Source organism: Mucilaginibacter sp. L196, from assembly GCF_009765905.1.
Taxonomy (GTDB): domain Bacteria; phylum Bacteroidota; class Bacteroidia; order Sphingobacteriales; family Sphingobacteriaceae; genus Mucilaginibacter.
This window is the reverse complement of record NZ_LMUO01000009.1, coordinates 306,638-326,883: the sequence shown is the minus strand read 5'-3', so window position 1 is coordinate 326,883 and position 20,246 is coordinate 306,638. Positions and strand designations below refer to the sequence as shown.

19 protein-coding genes are annotated in these 20,246 nt (G+C 39.5%); 9 read left to right on the top strand and 10 right to left on the bottom strand.

Features of this window, described 5'->3' with window-relative positions; translation table 11 throughout:
• Positions 1-189: 189 nt before the first annotated feature.
• Positions 190-561: a response regulator gene (locus GSQ74_RS05030; RefSeq protein ID WP_158990710.1), complete on the top strand. Its 372-nt coding sequence runs from the start codon at positions 190-192 to the stop codon at positions 559-561.
• Positions 562-638: 77 nt separating this feature from the next.
• Here the strand turns inward: GSQ74_RS05030 and GSQ74_RS05025 are convergent, their stop codons facing one another.
• Both GSQ74_RS05025 and GSQ74_RS05020 read right to left on the bottom strand, forming a co-directional pair.
• Entirely contained in the window at positions 639-3,587 is a 2,949-nt protein-coding gene (locus GSQ74_RS05025; RefSeq protein WP_158990708.1) for an outer membrane beta-barrel protein, read from the bottom strand.
• Positions 3,588-3,744: 157 nt separating this feature from the next.
• Complete coding sequence (locus GSQ74_RS05020) at positions 3,745-4,605, bottom strand: collagen-like protein (protein WP_158990706.1); 861 nt, start codon at positions 4,603-4,605, stop codon at positions 3,745-3,747.
• Between the two features lie 183 nt (positions 4,606-4,788).
• Between GSQ74_RS05020 and GSQ74_RS05015 the strand changes: the two genes are divergently transcribed.
• Positions 4,789-5,061 carry a hypothetical protein gene (locus GSQ74_RS05015; protein ID WP_158990704.1) on the top strand — a complete coding sequence of 91 codons (273 nt, stop codon included), beginning with the start codon at positions 4,789-4,791 and terminating at the stop codon, positions 5,059-5,061.
• A 28-nt stretch (positions 5,062-5,089) separates the two neighbouring features.
• On the opposite strand, the gene GSQ74_RS05010 is transcribed toward GSQ74_RS05015, so the two are convergent.
• On the bottom strand, positions 5,090-6,331 hold the full coding sequence (locus tag GSQ74_RS05010) for an aspartyl protease family protein (RefSeq protein WP_158990702.1): 1,242 nt from the start codon (positions 6,329-6,331) through the stop codon (positions 5,090-5,092).
• A gap of 98 nt (positions 6,332-6,429) precedes the next feature.
• Entirely contained in the window at positions 6,430-7,401 is a 972-nt protein-coding gene (locus tag GSQ74_RS05005) for a YihY/virulence factor BrkB family protein (RefSeq protein WP_158990700.1), read from the bottom strand.
• Between the two features lie 136 nt (positions 7,402-7,537).
• Between GSQ74_RS05005 and GSQ74_RS05000 the strand changes: the two genes are divergently transcribed.
• Positions 7,538-8,098, top strand: a complete 561-nt coding sequence (locus tag GSQ74_RS05000) for a histidine phosphatase family protein (RefSeq protein ID WP_216846676.1) — start codon at positions 7,538-7,540, stop codon at positions 8,096-8,098.
• A gap of 197 nt (positions 8,099-8,295) precedes the next feature.
• On the opposite strand, the gene GSQ74_RS04995 is transcribed toward GSQ74_RS05000, so the two are convergent.
• The 4 genes from GSQ74_RS04995 to GSQ74_RS04980 all read right to left on the bottom strand — a co-directional run bounded on the left by GSQ74_RS04995 (position 8,296) and on the right by GSQ74_RS04980 (position 12,395).
• A complete protein-coding gene (locus tag GSQ74_RS04995; protein ID WP_158990696.1) occupies positions 8,296-9,000 on the bottom strand; it encodes a M15 family metallopeptidase in 705 nt (234 codons plus the stop codon).
• 9 nt (positions 9,001-9,009) lie between these two features.
• Positions 9,010-10,236 (bottom strand): alanine dehydrogenase, encoded by a 1,227-nt coding sequence (locus GSQ74_RS04990; RefSeq protein ID WP_158990694.1) that lies wholly within the window; start codon positions 10,234-10,236, stop codon positions 9,010-9,012.
• 53 nt (positions 10,237-10,289) lie between these two features.
• The gene (tsaE, locus tag GSQ74_RS04985; RefSeq protein ID WP_158990692.1) at positions 10,290-10,706 is read right to left on the bottom strand and encodes a tRNA (adenosine(37)-N6)-threonylcarbamoyltransferase complex ATPase subunit type 1 TsaE; all 417 of its coding nucleotides are present in this window, start codon (positions 10,704-10,706) and stop codon (positions 10,290-10,292) included.
• 135 nt (positions 10,707-10,841) lie between these two features.
• Entirely contained in the window at positions 10,842-12,395 is a 1,554-nt protein-coding gene (locus tag GSQ74_RS04980) for a bifunctional response regulator/alkaline phosphatase family protein (RefSeq protein ID WP_158990690.1), read from the bottom strand.
• A gap of 201 nt (positions 12,396-12,596) precedes the next feature.
• On the opposite strand from GSQ74_RS04980, the gene GSQ74_RS04975 reads away from it, so the two are divergent.
• The 6 genes from GSQ74_RS04975 (at position 12,597) to GSQ74_RS04950 (ending at position 19,134) form a co-directional block, all read left to right on the top strand.
• On the top strand, positions 12,597-13,823 hold the full coding sequence (locus tag GSQ74_RS04975; protein ID WP_158990688.1) for an HD domain-containing protein: 1,227 nt from the start codon (positions 12,597-12,599) through the stop codon (positions 13,821-13,823).
• A gap of 249 nt (positions 13,824-14,072) precedes the next feature.
• Complete coding sequence (gene lpxD / locus GSQ74_RS04970) at positions 14,073-15,116, top strand: UDP-3-O-(3-hydroxymyristoyl)glucosamine N-acyltransferase (protein ID WP_158990686.1); 1,044 nt, start codon at positions 14,073-14,075, stop codon at positions 15,114-15,116.
• Positions 15,117-15,142: 26 nt separating this feature from the next.
• On the top strand, positions 15,143-16,552 hold the full coding sequence (locus GSQ74_RS04965; protein ID WP_158990684.1) for a bifunctional UDP-3-O-[3-hydroxymyristoyl] N-acetylglucosamine deacetylase/3-hydroxyacyl-ACP dehydratase: 1,410 nt from the start codon (positions 15,143-15,145) through the stop codon (positions 16,550-16,552).
• A gap of 1 nt (position 16,553) precedes the next feature.
• Complete coding sequence (gene lpxA / locus GSQ74_RS04960; RefSeq protein ID WP_158990682.1) at positions 16,554-17,339, top strand: acyl-ACP--UDP-N-acetylglucosamine O-acyltransferase; 786 nt, start codon at positions 16,554-16,556, stop codon at positions 17,337-17,339.
• A 110-nt stretch (positions 17,340-17,449) separates the two neighbouring features.
• Entirely contained in the window at positions 17,450-18,070 is a 621-nt protein-coding gene (locus tag GSQ74_RS04955; protein WP_158990680.1) for an ATP-binding cassette domain-containing protein, read from the top strand.
• Positions 18,071-18,417: 347 nt separating this feature from the next.
• A complete protein-coding gene (locus GSQ74_RS04950; RefSeq protein ID WP_158990679.1) occupies positions 18,418-19,134 on the top strand; it encodes a DUF2071 domain-containing protein in 717 nt (238 codons plus the stop codon).
• 116 nt (positions 19,135-19,250) lie between these two features.
• Here the strand turns inward: GSQ74_RS04950 and GSQ74_RS04945 are convergent, their stop codons facing one another.
• A complete protein-coding gene (locus GSQ74_RS04945) occupies positions 19,251-19,433 on the bottom strand; it encodes a hypothetical protein (protein WP_158990677.1) in 183 nt (60 codons plus the stop codon).
• A 9-nt stretch (positions 19,434-19,442) separates the two neighbouring features.
• Positions 19,443-20,210: an exodeoxyribonuclease III gene (locus GSQ74_RS04940; RefSeq protein WP_158990675.1), complete on the bottom strand. Its 768-nt coding sequence runs from the start codon at positions 20,208-20,210 to the stop codon at positions 19,443-19,445.
• Between the last annotated feature and the right edge of the window lie 36 nt (positions 20,211-20,246).

Here is a 20,246-nt window from a genome sequence, read left to right as displayed (position 1 = left end):
TTGTAATATTTTTGCTAGACAGGTTTAAAAGTCACCAGGAATGTTTCGCTTTGCGCTAAATGTATATTTGCGCTAAATGTATAATTTACATAAAACAAGGGCGTTATATTATTAGTTATTTATGTGGTTTCCTAAGAATAGTTGTTTGTTAGGAAAGTTATCTATAGATTCACATACTAGTTGTGTAAAATGAATAAATCTGCTAAAAAGATCGTCATCTTTGATGACGACGAGGATATTCTTTCCATTTGTGTTTATATTTTGGAAGAGCAAGGATGGGAGGTGTATACATACACAAATTGCAATAATATTGTTGAGCGCATTAGCGAGATAAAACCTGATGTTATTTTGATGGATAACTGGATACCGGACGAGGGGGGCATTATTGCTACACAGACTTTAAAGAAAGAAGAATCATTGCAACAGATACCGGTAATCTACTTTTCGGCTAATAGCGATATCCAATTGCTGGCAGAGCACGCTGGCGCTGATGGTTACCTGGCAAAACCATTTGACCTGGAAGAACTTGACCGCGTTATTGGAGATGTAATGGTAAAATAAAGAACACATACATACCAGATATAACAAAAGAGGCTCAACTCAACTAAATTAGTTGAGCCTCTTTTGTTATAGGAATATTAAAAGCCCGGGCCACCGCCGGGTCCGCCGCCGCCAGGTCCGCCACCACCTGGGCCGCCGCCTGAACCATTACCATTATGCCTAAAATTATGCATTGATGGATCTTGATTTGGGGCTTTGCCTGCAAATTTTTGCAAACGTAAAGTGAATGTTCCAAGATAATAACGTGCAAGCCTGTTCACACGGGTTTCGGTAATAGAGCTAGCTGTTTGAGAACTGGTAAAACCTGTGTTTTGGTTAAACAAATCAAATACTGATAAACGTATAGTAGCGGCGTTGTTTTTCAGGAACCTGCGTTCAAGGTATACGTTTAAAATATTGGGGTTAGTTGCATTTACTGAACTGGCATAACCATAGTTAATAGTCTTGGTGTAGTCATAGCTAAATGTCCAGTCATTAAAATAGTTTTTCCCGTTTAAACCAATAGTCCATGTGCGGATATTTGTATTACCGCTTGTTAACGAATCTACAACACTATTATTTGTACGATTGATGGCGTAGTTTGTTAAAAACTGGGCATCAATCACTTCCGGAAGGTCGACCCTAAATTTCAATCCAGGAGTAACCTGCAAATTCTTAGAGATGTTTTTTTGTGTAAGCGAATCGGCAGTGGTTACATCGGTTAAATAGCCGGCTGTTGAAGTATACGCGATAGCTGTAGAAAGCGATAGTGTAAATTTGCGCTGTTCCCAAGGTTTTGCGTAAACAACGTTACCCGACACGCTAGTGTATCCAACACCGGGAGTATTTAAATACTTGGTTAAAATGGTATTTTCAAACCGTTTTTCGCTCGGAAAACTAGCAGGGTAAGAAATAGTATTAGTAGTTATATAATTGCTTATCTGCTGAAAAGCTAAATTGGTGAACAAAATATTCCCTGAAGCAAAATCAAATGAGTTGTACCTCATAGAAAAATTGTTGGTAAACTGGGGTTTAAGATCAGGGTTGCCTTCAACAGGATAGAGCGCATTCGAAAAATTGACCACCGGCTGTAATTGTGTAAAGCTTGGCGAACTGCTTGATCCATTATAATTTAAGCTAAAAGCATGGCTCCTCGAAAAATTATATACAAAACGGGCGGTAGGTATAACATCAAAAGTATTAATATGCGTTTGTACACCTGTTACCAAGGAGTTACCATCTAATTCAGCCGGTTGAACAGCAAGCCCTAATGTGTAGTTATATTTTTTCTGTATAAAGCGATAATTTAACCCAATTCGGTTAGTTAAAAAAGAAAAATTATACCGGGTACTTAAAGCACTATCGGGTAAAAGCAATTCATTTGGTGGTATAGTTAAGCTGGTGTCCGTTATTTGATTATTTGTTGTTGCAGCATAATTAATCGCGTAGTTTAATTCCAGGTATGAATATTTACCTACAGGTGCGATGTAGGACAATGTTGCGCCTACGGAATTTGTACGGCTGTAAGTAGTTATAACTTGATCTGCCGCTGTTGTTGGCACACCAACAATATAATCAGTTATCGGATTTTGATATTGATTACTAACGGTAGAGCTTAAAGTAATATATGCGCTAAAATTATGCCTGTGCGGTAATTTATGGTTATATAAAATATTTAAGCCATAACTAGGTGCAGAAGATGTTGCGTAGGTGTTAGAATGCGTTGAATCCACAACTTTCCCGTTTCTTAACAGTGTATTCGTTTCATCATCAGTGGTATTCACACCCGCATAAGAAAATGTTGGGGTAATTTTTAAATAGTTGATAGTATCCGGAGTATACTCCATATTCCAGGTAAACCTATGGTTAATATCCCTGTCTGTTTCATTACTTGTTTGGTTATTTAAGCTTGGATTAACAGACGAGAGATTCTGTTGACTGTTTATACTGTTTGTAGTAACAGTATTATCGGCAAAACTATAGCTGCCATATACCGCAAGGTGTTTCCCCCATTGATCGCGGAAATTTGCACCCAGAGAATGCGCATCGGTTATACCGTTTTGAGTAGTGGTCAAACTTCCTGAATTTTGCGAGCCTCTCGCCGCGTTACCACGACCGCCGCCACCACCACCACCGCCGAATCCACTGCCACCACCACTTGAGCTTGACCCAAAAGAAAAGGTATTAACATTGGTGTTGTTTACGCTTCCTAATAATGCTATTTGCTGATCGCCGTTGAAAATAAAACTATTTAAGGTGGTTAAATAACGATTGTCATCCGGTATTCCCTGGCTTTTAGGCAAAGCGTCTTCTCCATCACCAGCCGTTCCCTGTAATGTATAACCGTAGTTTTTATCTTTCCTGATGGTGATATTTAATATTTTATCAGGTTCACCCGTTTTAATACCTGTTAAATTGGCCTGATCGCCATAATCATCAATTATCTGAATATTATCAGCAACATCAGCAGGCAAATTTTTGGTGATGGACTGTACATCGCCCCCCATAAAATCTTTACCATTAATGCGCACTTTAGTAATTTGTTTGCCCTGAGTTGTAATATTGCCATTTACATCCACATCCACACCCGGTAGTTTCTTAATAACATCTTCAATCGGTGCATTATCGCGCACCTTATACTGGCTTACCTTATATTCTGTTGTATCTTCTTTAAAAACAACTGCCTCTGTAGCCACAATATTAACTGTTGCAAGCGTATTTGTCTCCGCCTTTAAAATGATTGGCGGCAACACCACTGGTTTGGTATCGGCGTCAAAAGTAAAATGCTTGCGTATTGCCTGGTAGCCAATAGATTTGATGCTGAGTGTAAATTTTGTGCCGCCAACAGCAGGAAAATCAAACTTGCCATTGGGGTCGGTTGCGGTTAATGAGCTATCACCTTTATCAGAAACAACCTTAACAATTGCTCCGGGAACGGATTGTTTGGTAGAATCTATAATTGTGCCGCTTACTTCGCGCCCATTTTGCGCACGCGCGTTAATAAAGAAGAAAAAAAGAAGTGATAAAGTTAGTAAGGATGACTTCATAAGTTAAATAATATTCATTGAGTTGTATTAATACAACTGTACGTCACAAAGGTTGTATTTAAATATTATAATTGATTAATAATCATAGCATTGTTACACATAAAAACAAAAAAGGGGCAGGATATTATCCAGCCCCATAAATAAATATTATTGAATATTAGTTACTTAAATGTAAGTATGATGTTACGCTTTGCAAGCTGTTAATATCAATACCAGGATGCGTTACTTGTATACTGTTAAGTGATGTACCAGGTATAATAACTATCCTGAATTGCGCGCTGTTGTTGGTAATATTTTGATTTGCCTCAAGCAATACATATCCAACACCATACGAATCAAAGCTTATTGAAAGGCCTGATGAATTAGTGAAAGGTAATACGGACCAAGCGCTACCACCCATTGGCCTGTAGTATACTAACACTACACCATTATCAACAATATCTTGTGTTATAGCAGGAACCACATATGGAGCGGATACTGTAGATACATTTTGATTAGATAGGGTATAACTTGATGCGCTCGCACCTGTAGCACCTGTTGCTCCAGTTGCACCTGCTGAACCAGCAGCACCTGTTGCACCATTGGCACCCGTTACTCCATTAGCACCTGTTACTCCATTAGCACCTGTTGCTCCATTAGCACCTGTTGCTCCATTACTTCCATTAGCACCTGTTGCACCGGTAGTACCATTGGCACCTGTTGCGCCGGTAGCGCCGGTTGATCCTACACCTGTAGCTCCGGTAGCTCCGTTACTACCATTAGCCCCTGTTGCACCAGTAGCGCCGGTTTTACCAGTACTTCCTGTTGCCCCTGTTGTACCAGCACCTGTTGCTCCGGTTGATCCGGTAGCGCCGGTATTTCCGGTTACACCTTGTGCTCCAACACCAGGACCAGTGGCTCCTGTTGCACCGGTAGTACCAGCATCTCCCTGTGGGCCGGGAGTTTTGTCTTTACGACATGCACTTATTGTGAATGCAATTACAAATAAGATTGATAAAGTAAGTTTTAGTTTTTTCATAGCTCTAATTGTGGCTTAATGAGCTGTTCTACGAGAAACGATTGAATTAGTTACAATTTTTTAATATAGATTAAAAATTCAACAAAGTTTTCCACAAAAATCTTAACATTTGTTCGAAATACATTTCGCCTTGGTTGAAACACTTCGCTATATTTTTCGTTAGTGTAAATAAAACATTAACTCATGAACAATATTAGTGTAAACCTGCATTCCCGTGTGCATAACTGGATAGACAGCATTGGTTTCAGACTAAACACCTCGCAAACCAATAGAAAAAGCAAGATCACTACTAACCATTATTTTTTTGAAACCTTTAATTTTTTTGAGCGCGCCAAGAATAATGACTTACAGCATTCAAAATTTTTATGCTTTGATATGTATGGCGAAAAGATAAATGTGCGTTCGCTGTTGGATTTGCAAACCGCGTTTTTTGAAAATATAAGCCAGTTAAAGTAATCGGCCGGGGTATATAGGCTATTTTAATCTAAATTCTTCTTTTTAAAGTAAGTATAATATTATCGTACTTATTATCGTGATATACTTCGAGCAATAAACTGCGGCCGTCTTTTGATTTAAAAATAGTATCAATATCCTCTAAACTCATTTTTGAAACCGGCATCAAGTTAATTGTTACAATTTCGTCGCCCTTCTCCAATCCAACCTCGTCTGCCGGCGACCCTGGTTCAACTCTACTTATAATAACATGTTTATAGCCTCCGTCTGAATAATATTCCAGTCCGCTCATATCGTGTTCAAAGGGTTCTTTATACAATGGCCCGGGTTTTAAGTATATGGCATTATCAGGATAATCAAAAATCACTTTAAATTTTTTAAGCATCCCAATGCCCAGGTTTCCATCCCTAGGTACCGAGGTTTCCACTTGTTTCTTTGTATCATCAGGGAATGACGCTAATACGTTCTTAACTTTATATTTTCCAATTTGTATTTCATCTATGCGGCTTAAATAGCCATCAATAGGGCCATTTAACCCAATCCCTAAATTAGCCGCTATAAATGCTTTAGGTAAACCATTGTTTTTAACCATATTTTCAATTGAAACCGGGTGGCCCGCTCCTATATCAATAACTAATTTACTATCTGTTTTTTTTCCATTAGGGAGTGTTATAATAGCATGCAGATATGGTTTTCGATCTTCAATGGTTATAGGAATTTTATTCCCCTTTCTAAACGGGTGTAAATCAGCCGGCCTGCATATATTAAGCGTACTGTCACTAAAATCAATACTAATAGCAAGATTGTCAAAAAACTCATACCCCAATAAGCCATCAATAGGCATACCCGCATAGTTGGAAAGATTAAAATGATCTTTTTTTAATATCGCTGCATTTACATCATGGCTTACCAAACCCGGAATCTGCACATTAAGTGCCGAGGTTATATATGCTTCTGCATCATCCCCCTCTCCCAATCCAGCTATTTTTACAATTCTTTTTGATTTCAGGTTGATCGAGTCAACCAAATCCGGCTCTGTAATTATCATCAATCCAACACCGGTATCTAAAACAAAATTAAATGGCCCCTTATCATTTATATTCAGCTTTATAACAATCATATTCCTAACCAATCGAAAGGGGATTTTTATATGCTTTCGATTTTGTGGTAGATCAAAATACTGGGCATGTGCAGATGAAAAGCAAAAAACAAAAATAAATACGGGCATTAACAAATGCACCCGCTTTAATTTATTTAAGAGATTACGCGACATGTGTTATAATTGGTTGATTAAATCTACATAAAATAGACCGCTAAAACACAATGATGTTACATCCATGATAGTGAAAAGAACCCGGTTATAGCATTAGCTTACCCGGGCTGTTTCAAATTGTCTTTTATATCAGGATGTTGAGTAGGCAACTTGGCTACTTCCATTTCAATCTCTGTTTGTTTTATGGCTACGGCATACTCCGCCGGTTCAATTTTGCTCCCCATTGCTTCCGCATAAACCTGCGTAAACTCCGCACCTATATATAATATAGCCGAGGTATAATATATCCATGTAAGTATTACTATGATTGAGCCCGCAGCCCCGTAAGCAGAGCTATTGGCGAAATATTTAATATACAAGCCTATTAAATATTGCCCCAACATAAATAGTAAGGCGGTAAATATCGCCCCCGACCTCACATCTTTCCATGAAATTTTAACATCGGGAAGTACTTTAAATATAATAGCAAAAAGCGTAGTGATTACTATAAACGTAATGGCAAGGTTAACAACATATATTATAATATGTATACCCGGAAAAAAATACTGTATCTTATTGCTCAAAGCAGAAATTAGTATATTTATAATAAGCGATACAACTAACAAAAAGCCAAGGCTACCAACAAGCGAGAATGACAAGAACCTATTCTCTATTAATTTTAACCACCCTTTTTTAGGTTTAGCTTTAACCCGCCATATGATATTTAAGGAATCTTGTATTTCGACGAACATGCTGCTTGCGCCTATCAACAATACAATAATACCTGAAACCAGTGCCGGCCCGCTTTTGCTGTGCATGCCGTAGTTTTTAATAACATCTTTTATTTGAATAGATGCTTGCATCCCCATGTAATGTTCTACTTGTACATATAGCAAATCCCTGTTTGCGGGATCTCTTAAAAATATCCCGATAAGCGCTAGTACCAATACTAATAAAGGCGCAATAGAAAATATGGTATAGTATGCCAGCGAAGCACTTAATTTAAGTCCATTATCATTTATAAAGCCCATAAATGTGGTCATAATTATTTTCCACCATCGTTTTAGGTATGCTTTTCTTAAAATCTTCATTCGTATCAAATATATTTGTAATAAAAGTATATATGCTTTATTATGATAGCTTTATGTAATAGAACAAGCCGTGTATAATAGCCATACTTAGTACTAAACTTTAAATCATAACTCCATGATAAAAAAAGTGTTTTTTTTGAGCAAACTATTAATACTTATACCTTTTGCTTTATTCCTTAGCAATTTTAGTGCCTTAGCACAAAAAACTAACGTTTGGATAGTAAACAATGCGGAGAAGGCTAAAGGAATTGATGCATTATCAGATACTGGCAAGGAACGAGCGGTTGACTTGTTTAAGGCACTTAAACATGATGACGTGCAGGTTATTTACATCACCCCTAAAAAAATATCAGCAGAAACCGCAGAACCATTGGCTACGCGAGATAAAATTTTACCTCGTGTATATACCGATAGCGTACAAAAGTTCGCACAAATTATAAAGCTGAACTTTATTGGCAAGAATGTGCTAATAGTGGCTAATTACGATACAATTATTCCATTAATATCGGCACTTGGTGGTGAAACGCCGTTTGATGAGCTGGATAAGGGAGACCATGACCAATTATTTTGTTTAACCATAAAAAGTACAGGTGATGTAGATTGCACAGTGCGATATTACGGTAAAAAGCATCATATAAACGAGATACCTCAAAGTTATATTTTAGAAAATTATTCGCAGGGGATACCGGGGCGATAGTAATTAGATGCTGTCCAAAATGATAAAACTATCGTCATTGCTGTAAACGAAGCAATCTCTATACTTTACAGAGTTGCTCTGCAGCTTCAATACCTTTCTAATCGCCTTGCCTATGTAGAGATTGCTTCGTACCTCGCAATGACGCTTTGTTTTTGTGTTTATATAAAAACAATATTCAATCGTTTTTAGACAGCTGCTTAGAGATCTGAAAAAGGCACGTCAAGCAGTTCATAATTTTTCCATCCTTTAAAATCAAAATGCCACCACTCGGTTGGTAATTCGGTAAACCCATGTGCTACCATAACCTTTTTTAACAGCGCTCGATTTGCGATCTCCTGTTTTGGTAAGTCAGTATTATTTGATGCGGCTTTTTTGCTGAAACTGTCGAAGCCGGTTGGCATATCCAGTTCTTTACCTGTTTTCAGGTCTATCAAACTCAAATCAATGGCACATCCGCGATTGTGTTTAGAGCCTTTTGCCGGGTCAGCAACAAAATCAGTATCGCGTATTAACTCATAAAACTTTACGGTAACCGCATATGGGCGATAAGCATCATAAATTTTCAAACCTAGGCCTTGAAGTTTTAATGCCGCCTCCACCTCTTTTAATGCAAGCACAACCGGCAGCCTTGCATAAGCTTTTGCCTGCGGATACATTTTTTGATGCGCAAAGTTGTTAGTGGTGGCATAACGAATATCCAGCACGATACCTGGTATATATTTTTTTATTTCTACAAGACGTTTTTCTGAATCGGCTTTAATTTCGTTTTGATAAGCCACATTTGTACTTATTAATAATGCATGGCTGTAAAGTTGTACCTGCGCGGTTGTTTTACTTATCCAAAAGGTGCTTATTACTATTGCTATTAAAACAACCCGAACTATGCGCCTAATATTTTTCATATGACTTAACTATCGATGTGAAACGATAAGCAGATCAAGGTCCTTAGTGGGAATAGAGAACCGCTCACCAATGTATTTACTGGTTAAATGTCCCTGGTAAATATATACGGCATTGCGCACACCAGCATTTTGCCATATTACATTTTTAAGGCCGCCTTGCTCGCCAATGTCCAATAAAATAGGAGCGAAAATATTAGTTAAAGCATAAGTAGCGGTACGAGCAACACGCGATGCTATGTTTGGCACACAATAATGTATTACATCGTACTTGCGGAAAACCGGATGGGTATGATTTGTAATCTCAGATGTTTCAAAACAACCACCCTGATCAATACTTACATCAATAATTACCGAGTCGCGTTTCATTTTGCTAACCGTTGTTTCTGATATAATACAGGGACTGCGGCCGTCTTCGGCCCGCATGGCGCCTATAGCTACATCGCAAGTGGTAATAGCTTTTTCTAAAACGATGGGCTGCACTACAGAGGTAAATATCCGTGTACCGATATTATTTTGTAAACGACGAAGTTTATAAATTGACGGATCAAACACCTTCACCTCGGCACCTAACGAGATAGCTGTTCGGGCTGCGTATTCGCCTACTGTACCGGCACCTAATATTACAATTTCGGTGGGTGGTACACCGGTAATGCCGCCAAGCATCAGGCCTTTGCCTTCAAAAACATTGCTTAGGTATTCAGCGGCGATCAGAATAGATGTTGCGCCAACAATCTCGCTCATGGCGCGCACTACGGTTAATGATCCGCCTTCGTCCTGTAAATGCTCAAAACAAAGCGCGGTAATTTTTTTATTAAGCAGGGCCTGTAAACACTCTGGCCTTAATGTCGAGAGTTGCAGCGCTGATATTAAGATCTGCCCGGGTTTCATCATTTCAATTTCACCCAAAGTAGGTGGGGCTATTTTGATGATGATATCGGCTTCGTAAATTTTTCGGGTATCGTGAACAATTAAGGCCCCTTGTTCGCTATAATCCTTATCCGAAAAGTTGGCGGCCTGCCCGGCATTGCTTTCCAGCATTACATTATGCCCGTTGTTTACCAATAACGCGACGGACAAAGGTGTAAGCGGAATACGGTTTTCCTGAAACGAAACTTCTTTTGGAATACCTATGTATAATTGATTTTTTTGAGCCTTAACCTCCAGCATCGACTCCTGCGGCTGCATCATTGCCTGCTTGGCAATATCAGAAAACCCACTGTATTTCCCTGAACTCATTTTGGTCTATTTTCTGGATGTTGAAGATAGGAAAAAAAAGGATTATTGTTAAACTAAATATGCTTAACAGTTATATATCTGGCACCATCCGCAACAACCTGTATGTTTATGCTGATATAGTTTTCAGGTAACAACTCAGGCACTTTTTCCGGCCATTCAATAAAGCAATAATTACCGGAGTACAGGTATTCTTCAAAACCCATATCCATGGCTTCGATTTCTGTTTTAAGGCGATAAAAATCAAAATGATAAATGGTATTGTTTGCCGCCCTGTACTCATTTACAATGGCAAATGTAGGGCTTGAGATATTATCGGTAACGCCTAATGATTTGCATAAAGATTTTATGAGCGTAGTTTTACCTGCACCCATATCGCCATAAAAAAGAAAAACACGGTTGTTAGATGCAAAAGATAAGATAGATGCTGCTGTTGCATCCAATTCATTGAGGCTATTTATGAGCAGTTCCATGCGCCAAAAATAAAAAAACTTAACTAAATGTCATTCTGAGCGAAGCGAAGAATCTTCTTCGACTTACAAACGAATATGCTTGGTGCAGAAGATTCTTCGCTCCGCTCAGAATGACAAATGGTTACTGGCTATTGCCTATTTAGGCCCGTAGGTGGCAATAGGTATAATCATTTCTTCTAATGAGATACCGCCATGCTGGAAAGTTTCGTTATAAAAATTAACAAAGTGGTTGTAGTTGTTTGGGTAAACAAAATAACCGTCTTCCTTGGCAAATACAAAGCTTGAGCTTACATGCAGCTTAGGTAGCATCGCATCATGCGGGTTGCGGATGTGAAATACATCTTTAGCGTTAAAATTTAAATTACGGCCCTGTTTATAGCGCAGGTTGGTGTTGGTGTTTCTGTCGCCGATAATTTTACTTGGTTTTTTTACGCGGATAGTGCCATGATCGGTAGTAATAACCACACGAACTTGTTTCGATGCTAAAAACTTAAGTAGCTCAAACAGTGGAGAATGCTCAAACCAGGAAAGTGTTAATGAACGGTAAGCCGAATCATCACTCGCCAACTCACGGATCATTTGCATATCTGTACGGGCATGAGACAACATATCCACAAAGTTGTAAACAACCACGTTCAGGTCGTTATTCATCAGGTTATTTACCGATTCATTCAACGCCCGACCTTCGTCAATATTCAGGATTTTGTGATAAGACAGTTTGATGTCTTTACGAACCACGCGTTTCACCTGGTCGGCAATAAAATCCGCCTCAAATAAATTCTTACCGCCTTCGTCCTCATCATTCTGCCACATTTGCGGGTAACGGCGTTCCATTTCCAACGGCATCAGGCCGGAGAAAATAGCATTACGGGCATATTGCGTTGCGGTAGGCAAAATACTGTAATAGGTATCCTCTTCCTCTAATCTAAAGTATTCAGAGATAATCGGGTTAATGATCTTAAACTGATCATACCTTAAATTATCAATCAAGATAAAAAACACCGGGCCTTTACCATCCAGTTTAGGGAAAACCTTCTTTTTAAATAACTGCGGCGAACTTGTTGGCGCCGTATCCGGATTTTTAATCCAGTCCAGATAATTACGTTCTACAAATTTGCAGAACTGGGTATTGGCTTCGGCCTTTTGCAGTGTTAAAATTTCATGCATGCCGTTATCCTGCAATTGTTGCAGCTCAAGCTCCCAATAAATTAGCTTTTTGTAAACATCAACCCACTCCTGGTGGCTCAAGTTATCATTAAGCGTCATGCCCAGGTTACGGAACTCTTGCTGGTAAGCCATGGTTGTTTTTTCGGTTACCAGGCGCTTGTTATCCGTAAGTTTTTTAATGGTAAGCAATATTTGCTTGGGGTGTACTGGCTTTATCAGGTAGTCATCAATTTTGGAGCCGATGGCATCCTCCATTAAATACTCTTCCTCATTTTTGGTAATAAGAACGATTGGTACATCATTATTAATGTTTTTAATTTGCGATAAAGTTTCCAATCCGGTTAAGCCGGGCATATTCTCATCTAAAAAAACAAGGTCGAAAAAATTATTTTTGAAGGCTTCCACAGCATCCATACCGTTAGTTACGGTGGTTACTTTGTATCCTTTTTCGTTTAAAAATAAAATGTGGGGTCTCAACAAATCAATCTCGTCATCCGCCCACAATATGGTTGTATCTTGCATGGTATATAGTTAAAGTCTGAATCAGAATTAATATGATTCAAAAGTTTACAGCGTTTTTCAATTCTATAGCGCTATAAATTCTGATCTTATAACCTTTAAGCAGGGCATTTGTTGTTGCTATTAAAGGTATTAACAAAATTTTAACAAATATAAGACAACGTTGTACCTTTACTTCACATTTTTGCAGGATATATAAATACATTGAATAAAAAGAAAATTATAAACGATCCGGTTTACGGGTTTATCAGCATCCCCTCAGATCTGGTGTTCGACCTGATAGAACATCCTTATTTTCAACGCTTAAGGTATATCAAGCAATTGGGCATGACGCATTTGGTTTACCCCGGCGCTCTACATACCCGTTTTCACCATGCTTTGGGCGCGTTGCATTTAATGAGCCTGGCTGTTGAAACCTTGCGCTATAAAGGGCAAATAATAACCGAAGCTGAGGAAGAAGCCGTTAGCGTAGCTATATTATTACATGATATTGGCCATGGCCCGTTCTCACATGCTTTAGAGCAAATCATAGTTGATGGGGTTTGGCACGAGGATATATCGAAACTGTTGATGAATGAGCTGAATAAACAATTTGATGGCCGTTTAACCATGGCGATTGAAATATTTAATGGCACTTATTCAAAAAACTTCCTGCACCAGTTAGTATCCAGTCAGCTGGATATGGACCGGATGGATTATTTGAACCGGGACAGTTTTTTTACCGGGGTATCCGAAGGCGTCATCAGCTCCGACCGTATTATTAAAATGCTTAACGTAGTTGATGACCATGTTGTGGTTGAAGAAAAGGGTATTTATTCGATAGAGAAATTTTTAATTGCCCGCAGGCTAATGTACTGGCAGGTATATCTGCATAAAACAGTGATAGCCGCAGAAGTGCAGCTAACTAAGATATTAAAACGTGCCCGTGAAGTAGCCTTAATGGGCGACCAACTAAATTGTACCCCGGCATTAAACCATTTCCTGGTAAACAGCATCAATAGTGAGGTGTTTATTTTGGAGGATAAGAACCTGCAAACTTTTGCCGGCCTGGATGACACTGATATTATGGCCGCGATAAAGGTTTGGGAAGGCAGCAAAGATTTTGTTTTATCGAAATTATGCCGTGATCTGATACAAAGAAATTTATATCACGTAGACATAACGAATGAACTGCCGGACCAAAAAAGAGTAGACGATTTGACGGCTAAGGTTGCTGAAAAGTATAGCATAAGCGTTCATGATGCATCGTATTTTGTTTTTACAGATGACGTGCGCAACAATGCCTATAAAACCGGAGATGGAAGCATACTTATTTTGATGAAGAACGGGACCGTGAAGGATATTACAGCTGCCAGCGATAACTCAAACCTTGAAGCATTGGCTAAAACTGTAAAAAAATATATTCTATGCTATCCAAAGGATTTAGTTTAAGGCTTCCGTCAAAAGCTCCCTCTAAATCTCCCCCGGTTGGGGAGACTTTGTCTTCCGTCTCTATTAAAAGCCCTCCCTTCCGGGGAGGGTTGGGTGGGGCTTTTGGATAATATTTAGTTTAAACTTTGATTATCTGCGATTTAACTATCTGATAAAATTAAATTATCTGCATTAATTAAAGCATAAACAGGCCACTTAACCACCCAATTATAAATTTGCCACTTTAGTTTTAACCCTTAAATTTGCCGGATGCAATTTACTGCGCAACAGATAGCTGCTTTGCTTAACGGAACAGTTGAGGGTAACCCTTCGGCTGCGGTTAGTCAGCTGGCTAAAATAGAAGAAGCTACCGAAGGCTCGCTTTCGTTTTTAGCGAACCCCAAGTATGAGCAGTACCTGTATACTACAGATGCCTCGATTGTTATTGTTAACAATGATCAGCAATTGGCCGAAAAGGTTAAGGCAACACTTATTCGTGTTGAAAATGCCTATACGGCTATATCGGTATTATTAGAGATCTATAACAAATTTAAACTCGACAAATCAGGTATTGAAGACCCTCACTTTATACACCCAACCGCCAAAATTGGTAAAGATGTATATATAGGCGCTTTTAGTTATATCGGCCCGAATGTAAAAGTTGGTGATAATTGCAAAATATACCCCAACAGCTATATAGGCGACGATGCTATTTTGGGTGATAACGTTACACTATTTTCTGGCGTAAAAGTTTACTTTGACTCCAAACTGGGTAACAACGTAATTATCCACTCGGGAGCGGTAATCGGGAGCGATGGATTTGGTTTTGCACCTACCGCCGATGGATCGTACAAAAAAATTAGCCAGATAGGCAATGTTGTGATAGAAGATGACGTTGAAGTAGGCTCAAATACAACAATCGATAGGGCAACCATGGGCTCAACCATTATACGCAAGGGTGTAAAGTTGGATAACCTGGTACAAATAGCGCATAATGTTGAAATTGGTATAAATACCGTTATTGCTGCGCAAACAGGGGTATCGGGCAGTACTAAAATTGGCGAGCGTGTTATTTTAGGCGGCCAGGTTGGTATTGTTGGGCATATTAATGTGCCAAACGGCACACAAATGCAGGCACAATCCGGCTTAAGCCGATCGATAAAAGAAGAAAACCAAAAATGGGCGGGTTCGCCAGCCTCAACATATAGTTCGCACATGCGATCGCAGGTAGCTTTAACCCGTTTACCTGAATTGGAAAAAAGAGTTTTAGAATTAGAAAAGATTATTGCAGAACTGCAAAAAAGCAAAGACTGATTAACCTTGCAGTTAATATTTAAGTTATGAACGTAAAACAAAGGACTATAAAAGCGCCTGTTTCAGTTTCGGGCACAGGTTTACATACCGGCGAAAAAGTAACCATGACCTTCAATCCCGCAGAGGAGAACCATGGCTATAAATTCAGGAGAGTAGATTTGCCGGGCTCGCCAGTTATTGATGCTGACGTAGATAATGTTACCGATACCTCACGCGGAACAACCATTACCGAAAATGGCGCCAGCGTAAGTACTGTTGAACACGTATTAGCGGCCCTGGTTGGGCTTGAGATAGATAATGTGATGATTGATCTGGACGGACCGGAAACGCCCATTATGGATGGTAGTTCTATCAAATTTATTGATGCCATAAATGCAACCGGCTTTATTGAGCAGGATGCAGACCGCGAATATTATCATATACCTTACAACATACATTATACCGAAGCTGACCGCAAGGTTGAAATGGTTGCCATGCCTTTGGATGATGACTACCGTTTTACTTGCATGGTTGATTATAACTCGCATGTATTGGGTAGCCAGCATGCCAGTATCTCTACTATATCTGAGTTTGTGAAAGAAATCGCCTCATGCCGTACATTTTGCTTTTTGCATGAGTTGGAAATGCTGCTTAAGCATGACTTGATAAAAGGTGGCGACCTGAACAATGCGATTGTTGTGGTTGATAAAGAGGTAGATGAAGCTGAATTAGCACACCTGGCTAAAATATTTAACCGCAAGGATATAAAAGTAGCACCACAAGGTATACTTAACAATATCGATCTGCGTTATCAGAACGAACCGGCCCGCCATAAACTGCTGGATATGATTGGCGATCTTGCTTTGGTGGGTACGCCATTAAAAGGTCACATCATGGCAGCAAGACCCGGCCATGCCGCAAACGTAGCCTTCGCTAAAAAAATCAAAGCGTTGATAAAAAAAGAAAAAAGCAAAAAACGCTTTAAAGCATATGACCCTAATGCCAAACCCGTATATGATACGGTAGACATTATGGCCAAATTACCACACAGGCAACCATTTTTGATGATCGATAAGATAATGGAGATCTCAAAAACCCATGTGGTTGGTGTAAAGAATGTTACCATGAATGAGGATCTGTTCCGCGGGCATTTCCCTGGCGCACCTATATTTCCGGGCGTATTACAGATAGAAGGAATGGTACAAACAGGTGGCATCATGGTATTAAATACCGTTCCTGATCCGGAAAATTATCTTACCTTGTTTTTAAAGATTGAGAACGCCCGGTTTAAAAGTAAAGTAGTACCCGGCGATACTATAATTTATTATTGCGATCTTACCTCGCCAATACGCCGTGGAATAGCGCAAATGAAAGGTGTAGGTATGGTTGGCGACAGAATTGTTGTAGAGGCCGAGCTAATGGCACAAATAGTTAAAGTAAAAGAAACAGAAGCATAGCATGATACAACCGTTAGCATATATACATCCTCAGGCTAAAATAGCCGACAATGTAGTGATTGAGCCATTTGTTACTATACATAAGGATGTAGAAATTGGCGAGGGTACCTGGGTCGGCTCAAATTCTGTTATTATGGATGGGGCAAGGATAGGCAAGAACTGTCGTATTTTCCCGGGGGCTGTAGTATCTGCACCACCACAGGATTTGAAATATCGTGGCGAACCAAGCACAGTTACCATCGGTGATAATACCGTTATCCGTGAGTGCGTTACCCTAAACCGCGGTACCGCGCTTGATAAAAACACTACTACCATAGGCAACAACTGCCTGTTAATGGCTTATGTACACGTAGCGCATGATTGTGTTATAGGTGATAATGTTATTATAGCTAACTCGGTACAACTTGCAGGGCATATTAATGTATACGACCATGCTTTTATTGGTGGGACATCAGCGGTGCATCAGTTTGTTGAAATTGGCGCGCATTGTATGGTATCCGGCGGGTCATTGGTTCGTAAGGATGTTCCTCCGTTTACAAAAGCTGGTCGTGAGCCGTTATCTTACATAGGCATAAACTCTGTTGGCTTGCGCCGCAGGGGATACTCGGCAGAAACCATTAACGAGATTCAGGAAATTTACCGTATCATCTTCCTTAAAAAATACAACATCACCAAAGCATTGGATATTATTGAAGCCGAATTTAACCCAACAGTTGAGCGCGACGAGATCATCAATTTCGTATCCAACTCGCAAAGGGGTATTATGAAGGGCTTTGGTAATAGTTAGTTGTCTGAACCCGGATTCATTGGATTAAATAGATTTTTATGATGCTTCCTTTTCATCTTTTTCACAAATCCTGTAAATCCCATAAATCCGTTTAATCCCGGTTCAGACAAATGAACATCACCCTCCAAAACATAGGTCGCCGCTTTAACCGCGAGTGGATATTCAGAGGGGTAGAATATACCTTTAAGGCAGGCGAAAGCTACGCCATTTTAGGTTCGAATGGCTCTGGCAAATCAACGCTATTGCAGGTATTAAATGGCAGCTTATCACCATCCGCAGGGACTATAAGCTATGAACTTAACGGAAAAGGAGTACCCGTTGAAGATGCATTTCAATACCTGAGCCTTGCCGCGCCATATATGGAAATGATCGAGGAGTTTACGCTTGCTGAAATGATCGACCTTCATTTCAAGTTCAAAAGCTATAAATCCGGCATGGATAACAAAACGGTTATCGATCTGCTGGCTATGGATACGAATAAAAACAAGCTCATCAGATACTTCTCATCCGGCATGAAGCAGCGGCTTAAGCTGGCGCTTGCTTTTTGTTCTGATACACCCATATTAATGCTGGATGAACCCACCAGTAACCTCGATGCGCAAGGAGTGGAATGGTATCTGGATCTTGTAGAAAAATTCGCCCTGAACAGGCTTACCATCATCTGCTCCAACCAACCACATGAGTATGGTTTCTGCGGGCATCAATTGAATATTTCGGATTATAAAAAATAGTACTGTACCACTGAAACAAGTGGAACACATTGGTACATTTGGTACACTTTGGGGGCAAAAAACAGCATTTTGATGGCAAAAACAGCATTATTACATCGATTTTTAAGTGCTTTTGGGTTGAATAATGGCGTTTTTTGATGAAAAAGTAGAAAAAAACCGTCCATTTTTGCCTGCTTTTAAGTCGATTTTATTCGAAAATTAGCGCTTTTTCATCGAAAAATGATCCATTTTGTTTCATTGTGAGACACCTGCCCCTTATCATTCTGAACGGAGTGACAAGGAGGAACGAACAAAACGTCACCACAGGTTATAGTTGCTAATAACACTTGAATATTTAACTTAGTGACATGAAAATTCCAACTATCAGCGGAATAATAGACCGGCGCATTTTAATTAATTATGCCGTTGATCCTGCTATAGCAAAGCAAATTGTACCTGCACCTTTCTCACCTAAAATTATTAATGGAAAGGCAATAGTTGGAATATGCCTTATCCGATTAAAAAACATCAGGCTAAAAGGATTACCGGCTATTTTTGGATTTGGTTCAGAAAATGGAGCGCATAGAATCGCCGTTGAATGGACAGAGGGCGATGAACAAAAGGACGGTGTATATATACCCAGAAGAGATACTTCTTTACGTTTTAACGCCTTAGTAGGTGGACGTCTATTTCCGGGGAAACATCACTATGCAAAATTTGATGTTAAAGAAGATGGACAGCATTATCACGTTGCATTTAAAAGTTCAGATGATACCCTCATCAGTATTGATGCCCAATTAACCGATTCCTTTAATCCTCAATCTGTATTCAAAAATTTATCTACTGCATCAGCTTTCTTCAAAGCTGGTTCTTTAGGGTATTCGCCTAATAGCAATAAGTATGACGGGTTGTTATTAAATACCTTTAAATGGGAAGTTAAACCGTTAAAAGTTGACAACGTTGTCTCAAGCTTCTTCGAGGATGAATCTATTTTTCCTAAAGGTTCTGTTACGTTTGATAATGCCTTATTAATGAAAAACATAGAGCATGAATGGTCATCTGTTGCAGACAAACCATTCTGCTAGTTTTTTTGTCATTCTGAGGAACGAAGAATCTTCTGCTCCACGCATGTTCTGTATGCAAATTGAAGAAGATTCTTCGTTCCTCAGAATGACAAGGGGGGCTATTTTTGTAACGGGCCCTAAATATAATGTAGAATCAGAGCGACTCCAAATACCACAGCCATAACCCCTCCACCTAATAATTTAATATCAAATCCAAGACTATCCTGTTCTCCTTTCTTAAAAACAATTACTTGTTTTACAGTGATCCATATTCCAAGGACCAAACATGCAAATCCTCCAATTATGTATAATGCGTTCATATGGTGACTTTAAAACTCCAACTCCACCAACATCGGGCAATGATCAGAATGCTTAGCCTCCGGCAATATCGCCGCCCGTTTAATATTCCCCTCTAACTCCTTACTGGCCATCGCATAATCAATACGCCAACCTAAGTTTTTAGCGCGGGCGTTAGCACGGTAGCTCCACCAGGTATAGTTGTGCGGCTCCTTGTTTACATGCCGGAAAGTATCCACAAAGCCTGATTCAATAAACTCTTCCATCCAGGCACGCTCTTCGGGTAAAAAGCCGGAAGAGTTGGCGTTTGATTTAGGATTGTGAATATCAATAGGGCGGTGACAAATATTATAATCGCCGCAGATAACCAAATTGGGATGCTCTACTTTTAGCAGCGTAAGGTATTTACCAAACTCATCTAAAAAACGATATTTAAATATCTGTCGCTCATCGCCGCTTGAGCCTGATGGAAAATAAGCGCTCATTACGGATACATCATCAAAATCAACACGGATACAACGGCCCTCGCGATCAAAATCGGCAATGCCGCAGCCGTATTCGATATGTTTTGGCGTTTGCTTACAAAAGATAGCCGTACCGCTATACCCTTTTTTCTCCGCCGGGAACCAGTAGTGCTGGTAACCCAATTGCTCCACCAATAGCAATTCTTTTATATCCTCTTTAGTAGCTTTTATTTCCTGCAGACAAACCACATCAGCATCTGTTGCCTGGAGCCATGCCAACCAGTCTTTATTTATTGCAGCTCTTAGTCCGTTAACATTATAGGTGATTATTTTCATATGTTTTGTTTCTTTTTGTCATTCTGAGCGCAGCGA